The sequence below is a fragment of the Ruegeria sp. BHSB064 genome, assembly GCF_059613205.1.
The window spans coordinates 1-5,316 of sequence record NZ_JBXWSB010000196.1 but is presented as its reverse complement, the minus strand read 5'-3'; the positions used below and the strand labels follow the sequence as shown (position 1 = coordinate 5,316).

General features: G+C 56.7%; 5 protein-coding genes. 4 read left to right on the top strand and 1 reads right to left on the bottom strand.

Annotated elements, in window-relative coordinates; translation table 11 throughout:
* The 4 genes from AC2FNU_RS23820 to AC2FNU_RS23805 form a co-directional block, all read left to right on the top strand.
* On the top strand, window positions 1-599 hold a 599-nt coding region (locus AC2FNU_RS23820; RefSeq protein WP_496793689.1), incomplete at its 5' end, for a GntR family transcriptional regulator.
* A 41-nt stretch (window positions 600-640) separates the two neighbouring features.
* Window positions 641-1,621 (top strand): TAXI family TRAP transporter solute-binding subunit, encoded by a 981-nt coding sequence (locus AC2FNU_RS23815; protein ID WP_496793687.1) that lies wholly within the window; start codon window positions 641-643, stop codon window positions 1,619-1,621.
* Between the two features lie 67 nt (window positions 1,622-1,688).
* Window positions 1,689-4,289, top strand: a complete 2,601-nt coding sequence (locus AC2FNU_RS23810; protein WP_496793682.1) for a TRAP transporter permease — start codon at window positions 1,689-1,691, stop codon at window positions 4,287-4,289.
* Window positions 4,282-4,707 (top strand): universal stress protein, encoded by a 426-nt coding sequence (locus AC2FNU_RS23805; RefSeq protein ID WP_496793677.1) that lies wholly within the window; start codon window positions 4,282-4,284, stop codon window positions 4,705-4,707. The genes AC2FNU_RS23810 and AC2FNU_RS23805 overlap by 8 nt, the downstream gene beginning before the upstream one ends.
* Before the next feature lie 33 nt (window positions 4,708-4,740).
* Here AC2FNU_RS23805 and AC2FNU_RS23800 read toward each other — a convergent pair.
* A partial coding sequence (locus tag AC2FNU_RS23800; protein ID WP_496793675.1) for a proline racemase family protein occupies window positions 4,741-5,316 on the bottom strand: 576 nt, incomplete at its 5' end.

Below are 5,316 nucleotides of genomic sequence, written 5' to 3'. Positions count from 1 at the left end.
TGAAAGGCCAGATCCTTTCAGGCGCTGTCATGCCGGGAACACCCTTGCGACAGGACGAAATCGCAAAGCGCTTTGGTGTGAGCAAAATCCCCGTCCGCGAGGCTTTGCGACGCCTTGAAGTGGACCAATTGGTTGTGTTCGAACGAAACAAGGGCGCCGCTGTTCGCGGGTATTCCGAGGCTGAAATCCTGCAACTCTTGGATATTCGGATTGCCTTGGAATGCAGGGCGCTTGAACTGGCCATTCCCAACATGATCGAGAACGATTTTCGCGATATGCGAAACTTGCTCAAGGATTATGCGCAGCGAACCGAAATCTCGGAATGGAGCGAGGCCAACCAGCGTTTTCACCACATGTTGTACGAACCGTGCGGCAACGGTCAGTTGCTGATGATGATCCGCGACCTTCAGGACAAACTGGGACAGTATCTGCGTGTGCTTGTTTCCACAGCAAGCGGACTGGACCGCCCGATGCGGGAACATGCGGACATTCTCAACCGCTGTGAAAAAGGCGATATCGAAGGGGCAGTCAGCGCGCTTCGAAGCCACATCGAGGTGACCCAAAAAGAGGTCGCCGCTTTTCTTAGACGGGGTGTCTGACCCCGCGCAACTCTTACTCAACACAATCAGGGAGTAATCGGATGAGTAATTTCAGGACACTGGCCGTTGCTGCAAGCCTTGCGGCTGTCGCTGCCACAAGCGGTTCCGCGCAAGAGCGCCAATTCGTCAACATCGGCACGGCGGGCATCGGGGGCGGATACTATCCGACCGGTGGTTTCATCTGCAACGTGCTGAACAAAAGCCGCAAAGAGCTGGACCACAACATTCGCTGTACCGTGGAATCGACCGGCGGCTCGGTTGCAAACCTGCGCTCGATCCAGGCCGGTGAGATGGACATCGCGATCTCGCAATCCGACTGGCAGTATCATTCCTACAATGGCACATCCAAGTTCGAAGAAGACGGTGCAAACAAAGACCTGCGCTTCCTCTTCTCGCTGCATCTGGACACCGCCCATCTGGTCGGGCGCGCAGATCAGGACGTGAGTGCGTTTGAAGATCTGGCAGGCAAGACCGTCAATATCGGCAATGCAGGATCGGGCACCGAAGCCACCATGACCTTTGCTCTGTCTCGTTACGGAAAAACACCTGAAGACACGTTCGGCCAAGCAACCCGCCTGACCTCGCGCGAACAGGCCCAGGCGCTGTGCGACGGCAAGATCGATGCGTTCTTCTACACCACCGGCATCACCGCATCATCGATCACCGAAGCGACCAATACCTGCGACGCGTCGATTCTGAGCTGGAGCGACGAGACCATCGACGCGATGATCGAAGAATTCCCCTATTACGCGTCATCGACGATCCCCGCCGGTACCTACAAAGGACAGGATGAGGACGTGCAGACCTGGGGTCTGGCAGCAACCGTTGTTGCGACCGCCGACACCGATGAAGAAGTGGTCTATAACCTTGTGAAATCCGTGTTCGACAATTTCGAAGACTTCAAGGCACAGTCGACCCTCTACACGTTCGTGACCCGCGAAGGTGCGGCCACAAACGGCCAGTCGGCACCATATCACCCCGGCGCCGAGCGTTATTTCCGTGAAGTTGGTCTTCTGAACTGAGACCGCCCAATTTAATTTGAGGGCGCATCCCTGCGATGCGCCCTTTCTTGTACAAGCCGGGGTGGCCATGACCGATAAGTCGCACCAGGAACAACTGGATGATCTGATTGCCGAAAATGATACCGGGGCACGCGACCCGTCGGGATGGGCGCGTAGACTTATTCTGGGCGTCGCGATCCTGTGGCCAATTTATCAGCTGTATATGGCATCCCCGCTGCCCTTCGTTACTGGTATCGGCTTGATCGATGACAGCCAGCAACGGGCCATACACCTTGCCTTTGCGCTGTTTCTGGGGTTTTTGACATTCCCCGCATTCCTGTCTTCTCCGCGCAAATACATTCCCTTTTACGATTGGGTGTTTGCGATCCTGGCGGCGGGATGCTCGCTGTATATTCTGGTGTTTTACCGCGACGTTGTTGACAACGCGGGTGGCATCCGAACCCCGGCCGAAACGATTTCAGCCATACTAGGCATGCTGCTTGTGCTGGAAATCACCCGCCGCGTTCTTGGGTTGTCACTGGTCATCGTGGCAAGTGTTTTCACGGTCTATGTCTTTGTCGGACCGATGCTTCCCGAACTGATCTCACATCGCGGGTTTTCGCTGAACCGCTATGTCGATCATATGTGGCTGACGACCGAGGGCGTCTTTGGTCTGCCGCTGGGCGTCTCGAACAGCTTTATTTTCCTGTTTGTTCTGTTCGGAGCGCTGCTGGACAAAGGCGGGGCCGGGAATTTCTTTATCAAACTGTCCTTTTCGATGCTGGGCCATCTGCGCGGTGGCCCCGCCAAGGCGGCAGTGGTGTCCTCGGGCCTGACCGGCCTGATCTCGGGCTCGGCCATTGCCAATGTTGTCACCACGGGAACGTTCACCATCCCGCTCATGAAGCGCATCGGGTTTTCAGGCGAAAAGGCGGGCGCGATCGAAGTTTCGTCCTCGATCAACGGTCAGATCATGCCGCCCGTCATGGGTGCCGCAGCCTTCCTGATGACCGAATTTGTCGGCATCACCTATTTCGAGGTGGTCGTACACGCCTTCATCCCGGCGATCATCAGCTATGTCGGGCTGTTCTACATCGTGCATCTTGAGGCGGTGAAAGCAAACATGCCGGTTCTGGCCAAAGTACAGGAAAGCACATTGCTGCAAAGCCTGGGCCGGTTCCTGTTTGGCTTCGGCGTTGTCGCATTGGTGGCCGGGATCGTCTACACGGTCGCGACCGGTCTGGGAATGGTTGCGGGATCCTATGCTACCCCATTGGCCGGTGTCCTGATGATCGCGCTGTATGTCTGGCTGATCAAAATCGCCTCAACCTATCCCGAGCTTGAGATCGACGATCCAAACGCGCCATTGGTCGAGATTCCCAAGCTGAAACCAACCCTGATGGCCGGTTTGCATTTCGCCCTTCCAATCGGCGTTCTGATCTGGTGCCTGATGGTACAACGTCTGTCGCCGGGGCTGGCCGTATCCTGGGCGATTGTTGTCATGGTTGCCATCATGCTGACCCAGAAACCGCTGCTCGCCCATTTCAGAAATACGGCGAACGGAGGCCCGCTGGACGGGCTGCGCGAAGGCTTCCATGACCTGATCGAAGGCATGGTGGCCGGGTCGCGCAATATGGTCGGTATCGCCGTGGCCATGGGGGCTGCGGGGATTATCGTGGGTGTTGTCTCGCTCACCGGGCTGGGCTTGCTGATGACCGAGATCATCAACGCAGTCTCGGGCGGCAATGTGATGATCATGCTGCTGTTCACAGCCATCATGTGCATTGTGCTGGGAATGGGCCTGCCAACAACGGCCAACTATATCGTTGTCGCCAGCGTCATGGCGCAACCGCTCGTGGTTCTGGCAGCGCAGAACGGCCTGATCATCCCACTGTTTGCCGTACACCTGTTCGTGTTCTATTTCGGCCTGATGTCGGGCACGACCCCTCCGGTTGCGGTGGACAGCTTTGCCGGGGCCGCCGTTGCACGCTCGGACCCGATGAAGACCTGTATTCAGGCTTTCTACTATTCGCTGCGGACCGCGATCCTGCCGTTCATCTTTGTCTTCAACCCCGAGCTGTTGCTGATCGGTGTGGACAGCTGGTGGAGTGCTGCGCTGATCATCATATCGTCCACCATCGCCATGTGTGTTTTCGCTGCCGCCACTCAGGGCTATTTCTTTGTCAGAAGCTACAAGCTGGAAAGTGCACTGATGGTGGTCATTGCCCTGTCCCTGCTGCGCCCTGAATTCTGGCTGGACCGCATTCAGCCCGCTTTTGAGCCGGTCGATCCCACCACCATCTACGCGGTTGTTGAAAGCGCTGAAAAAGACGCCCAGATTCGAATGTTTATGGAGGGCGAAAACTTCAGCGGCGACATTATTCAGCGTGTTGTCGCAATCCCGCTTGGTGAACCTGGGGCTTCTGGCGAAGATCGGTTGCTGGACACCACTGGCATGGAGATGCGTTTTGACACGGATGGTGTTTATGTCGACAACGTGGCCTTTGACAGCCCGGCCCAGAAGTGGGGCGTGGATTTCGACTGGAAAGTTCTTGAACTGAACAAGCCGAACGCGCGCATCGCCAAGGAATGGTTCTATATCCCGGCTTATCTGGCCCTGTTTGCCATCATCGGATTACAGCTGATCCGGCGGCGTAGAGCAGAAGGAGCGGAGGCCGTAAATGTATAAAGACATCTTGGTCCCTGTTGACCTTGGGCATCCCGAAGCCAGCCAAAAGGCGATTTTGACTGCGCGACAGATTGCCCGGGATTATGATGCCGCGCTGCATCTGCTTAGCGTGGTGCCCGCGCTCGATAGCTTCACCTCGACCTTCTTTCCTCAAACCTTCAGTCATGACGTGACGAATGAAGCTCTCAAAGCACTTCACGCGGTGTCCGCCGCATCGGATCTTGGCGAAATAAAGGTACAACATGTCGTCGCGACAGGCGCAATTTACGACCAGATCCTGCGCATGGCAGAGGAAGTAGGCGCGTCGTTGATTGTTATGGCCTCACACCGGCCCGAGCTTCGCGACTATCTGCTGGGCCCAAACGCGGCCAAGGTTGTACGCCACGCAAAATGCTCGGTCATGATCGTGCGCGACTGAAATCTGAACGCACTTCTCACGCGACCTCAATCGCTAACCACCCCAGGTGTCTGACAGTCGGAAGCCATTTGGAAACGGATCGCTTGGATCCAATCCGATCTGGCTGATTCCATAGATCCAACATTGCCCGGAAATACGGTTTTGAGTGGCTTGATAGGGGCCGACGTTGGTGATGCTCAACAGCTCGGTTGTGAACTCTCCGCCGATAATCGAACGTGACACAACCATATCGCCCGGCGACGCCAACCCCGCTGCGTGGCGCACTGCCATGTTGGCATTCGATCCGGTGCCACAAGGCGATCGGTCTGCACGGCCCGGACGCAGGGTTGTGCAGGTTCGCACCGCGCCATCAGGATCCATTGACCGGAACATGACATAGGCTAGACCATTCAACGCCGACGTGGTCGGGTGCGGAGCGTCCTCGATTTCGGCAATCAGATCCCGCAGGGCAACGCCCTGCGTCGCAAGCGCGCGGGCGTTATCCGGCGTAATCGACAACCCGATCTGATCCACATCGACCAGCGCATAGAAGACACCGCCGAAACACAAGTCATAGCGGATTGTTCCCCAATCGGGCGTCTGAATTTCGCTGTCTTGCTTGGCCACAAA

What these genes read in the sequence shown, in the direction of transcription:
- AC2FNU_RS23815 (WP_496793687.1), top strand. Translation starts at nt 641, where the DNA reads ATGAGTAATTTCAGGACACTGGCCGTTGCTGCAAGCCTTGCGGCTGTC.
- AC2FNU_RS23810 (WP_496793682.1), top strand. Translation starts at nt 1,689, where the DNA reads ATGACCGATAAGTCGCACCAGGAACAACTGGATGATCTGATTGCCGAA.
- AC2FNU_RS23805 (WP_496793677.1), top strand. Translation starts at nt 4,282, where the DNA reads ATGTATAAAGACATCTTGGTCCCTGTTGACCTTGGGCATCCCGAAGCC.